The organism is Pseudomonas fluorescens, from assembly GCF_902498065.1.
Lineage (GTDB): Bacteria > Pseudomonadota > Gammaproteobacteria > Pseudomonadales > Pseudomonadaceae > Aquipseudomonas > Aquipseudomonas fluorescens_BJ.
On record NZ_CABVIR010000018.1, the window covers coordinates 1 to 2,957 of the forward strand.

Genomic DNA, 2,957 nt, shown 5'->3' on the forward strand with positions numbered 1-2,957 from the left:
GCAGGTTTTACTCGACGGCTTTGACCATGTCTTCGATGACTTTCTTGGCGTCGCCGAAGACCATCATGGTTTTGTCGAGGTAGAACAGTTCGTTGTCCAGACCGGCATAGCCGCTGGCCATCGAGCGCTTGTTGACGATGATGGTCTTGGCCTTGAACGCTTCGAGAATCGGCATGCCGGCAATCGGCGATTTCGGATCGTTCTTCGCCGCCGGGTTGACCACGTCGTTGGCGCCGAGCACCAGCACCACGTCGGCCTGACCGAACTCGGAGTTGATGTCTTCCATCTCGAACACCTGGTCGTAAGGCACTTCGGCCTCGGCCAGCAACACGTTCATGTGGCCAGGCATCCGACCGGCCACCGGGTGAATCGCGTACTTCACGGTCACGCCGCGGTGGGTCAGCTTCTCGGTCAGCTCTTTCAGCGCGTGCTGCGCCCGCGCTACCGCCAGGCCGTAGCCCGGAACGATGATCACGGTGTCGGCGTTGGTGAGCAGGAAGGTCGCGTCGTCAGCCGAACCGGATTTCACCGGGCGGGCTTCCTTGGCACCAGCCGGGCCTGCGTCGACTGTATTGCCGAAACCGCCGAGCAGCACATTAAAGAAGGAGCGGTTCATCGCCTTGCACATGATGTACGAGAGGATCGCACCGGACGAACCCACCAGCGAGCCGGCAATGATCAGCATCGAGTTGTTCAGCGAGAAGCCGATACCCGCCGCTGCCCAACCGGAGTAACTGTTGAGCATCGACACCACCACCGGCATGTCCGCACCACCAATCGGGATGATGATCAGCACGCCCATCACGAAGGCCAGGGCCAGCATCAGTGCGAAGGCGCTGAGATTGCCGGTCAGCATGAAGGTGATGCCCAGCGCCAGTGTCGCCAGACCCAGCACCAGATTCAGCTTGTGTTGGCCACTGAACTGTACCGGTGCCCCCTGGAACAGGCGGAACTTGTACTTGCCCGAGAGCTTGCCGAACGCGATCACCGAACCGGAGAAGGTGATCGCACCGATGGCAGCGCCGAGGAACAGCTCCAGACGGTTACCCGCAGGAATTGCATCACCCAGTTGCTTGACGATACCCAGGGATTGCGGCTCGACAACAGCAGCGATCGCGATGAACACCGCGGCCATACCGATCATGCTGTGCATGAACGCGACCAGTTCCGGCATCTTGGTCATTTCAACGCGCTTGGCCATGATCGAACCGGCAGTGCCGCCGACCAGCAGGCCGACGATGACGTAACCGATGCCAGCGGTGGCAAGCTCTGCGCCCAGCTTATAGATGAGGCCGACGGTGGTGAGGATCGCCAACGCCATGCCGAGCATGCCGTACAGATTGCCGCGACGCGACGTGGTCGGGTGCGACAGGCCTTTGAGGGCCTGGATGAAGCAGATGGACGCGATCAAGTAGAGCGTCGTTACGAGGTTCATGCTCATTACTTAGGCGCCTCTTCTTTTACGACTTTCGGGGCTTTTTTCTTGAACATTTCAAGCATCCTGCGGGTCACCAGGAAGCCACCGAACACATTGACGGCTGCCAGGGCCACGGCCAGGGTGCCCATGGTCTTGCCCAAAGGCGTGACGGTCAGTGCCGCGGCGAGCATGGCGCCGACAATCACGATCGCCGAAATGGCGTTGGTGACCGCCATCAGCGGCGTGTGCAGTGCAGGTGTAACGTTCCAGACCACGTGATAACCGACATAAATCGCCAGCACGAAGATGATCAGGTTGTAGATACCGGGGGAGATAAGCTCTTCCATCGTCTGAATCCCTGCTTAGGCGTTTTTGCGGATGACTTGGCCATCGCGGCACATCAGGCACGCGGCGACGATGTCGTCTTCGAGGTTGATCTCGAACTGGCCTTCTTTGTTGAAGACCAGCTTCAGGAAGTCCAGCAGGTTGCGTGCGTACAGGGCCGAAGCATCTGCCGCGACCGCGCCGGCCAGGTTGGTCGGACCGCAAATGGTCACGCCATTCTCGACCACCACCTGATCGGCCACGGTCAGCGGGCAGTTGCCGCCCTGGGCTGCCGCGAGGTCGATGACCACGGAACCTGGTTTCATCTGTGCCACGGTTTCCGCGCTCAACAGCGTCGGTGCCTTGCGGCCCGGGATCAGTGCCGTGGTGATGACAATGTCAGCCTGCTTGGCGCGCTCGTGCACGGCCAGCGCCTGACGCTGCATCCAGCTCGCTGGCATCGGCCGTGCGTAACCGCCGACACCGACGGCGCATTCACGCTCTTCATCAGTCTCGTAAGGCACGTCGACGAACTTGGCGCCGAGGGATTCGATCTGCTCTTTAACTGCAGGGCGCACGTCGGACGCTTCAATCACCGCGCCCAGACGTTTCGCCGTAGCGATTGCCTGCAAACCGGCAACACCCGCGCCGAGAATCAGCACGCGCGCCGCTTTCACGGTACCCGCCGCCGTCATCAGCATCGGCATGAAGCGTGGGTAATGGTGAGCGGCCAGCAACACGGCTTTATAGCCGGCGATGTTGGCCTGGGAGGACAGCACATCCAGGCTCTGGGCGCGGGAGGTGCGCGGAGCCGCTTCCAGTGCGAAGGCAGTAATGCCGCACTCAGCCAGCTTGGCAATGGTTTCATTGCTGAACGGGTTGAGCATGCCCACCACAACGGTACCGCTCTTGATCAGAGCGAGTTCGCTGTCGCTGGGGGCGACCACCTTGAGAATCAGCTCGGCACCCAACGCATCGTTGGCGCTGCCAATGGTTGCGCCTGCCGCTTCATAAGCACTGTCGACAACGCTGGCATTAATGCCGGCGCCGCTTTGCACAGTGACCTTATGACCCTGGCCGATCAGCTTCTTGATGGTTTCCGGGGTTGCAGCAACCCGTGTTTCACCCGTCTGGGTTTCGAGAGGAACACCAATGTGCACGTCAAATCTCCTGCGTGATCTTATTGAGTAAACCCAGGCACTTCGGATGGTGCGGC

At 60.5% G+C, this 2,957-nt stretch carries 3 protein-coding genes; all 3 read right to left on the reverse strand.

Annotated elements, in window-relative coordinates; all coding sequences use genetic code 11:
* Positions 1 to 7: 7 nt before the first annotated feature.
* Genes F8N43_RS29115 through F8N43_RS29125 form a run of 3 tightly spaced genes read right to left on the reverse strand, consistent with a single transcriptional unit; the run spans position 8 to position 2,901 of the window.
* Entirely contained in the window at positions 8 to 1,441 is a 1,434-nt protein-coding gene (locus tag F8N43_RS29115; protein WP_150630736.1) for an NAD(P)(+) transhydrogenase (Re/Si-specific) subunit beta, read from the reverse strand.
* Complete coding sequence (locus F8N43_RS29120) at positions 1,441 to 1,764, reverse strand: NAD(P) transhydrogenase subunit alpha (RefSeq protein ID WP_007947884.1); 324 nt, start codon at positions 1,762 to 1,764, stop codon at positions 1,441 to 1,443. The genes F8N43_RS29115 and F8N43_RS29120 overlap by 1 nt, the downstream gene beginning before the upstream one ends.
* Positions 1,765 to 1,779: 15 nt before the next feature.
* Entirely contained in the window at positions 1,780 to 2,901 is a 1,122-nt protein-coding gene (locus tag F8N43_RS29125) for a Re/Si-specific NAD(P)(+) transhydrogenase subunit alpha (RefSeq protein WP_150630737.1), read from the reverse strand.
* Positions 2,902 to 2,957: the final 56 nt, after the last annotated feature.

Bases quoted from the DNA above. Each gene is read 5' to 3' on its own strand.
- F8N43_RS29115 (WP_150630736.1), bottom strand. From the start codon at position 1,441: ATGAGCATGAACCTCGTAACGACGCTCTACTTGATCGCGTCCATCTGC.
- F8N43_RS29120 (WP_007947884.1), bottom strand. From the start codon at position 1,764: ATGGAAGAGCTTATCTCCCCCGGTATCTACAACCTGATCATCTTCGTG.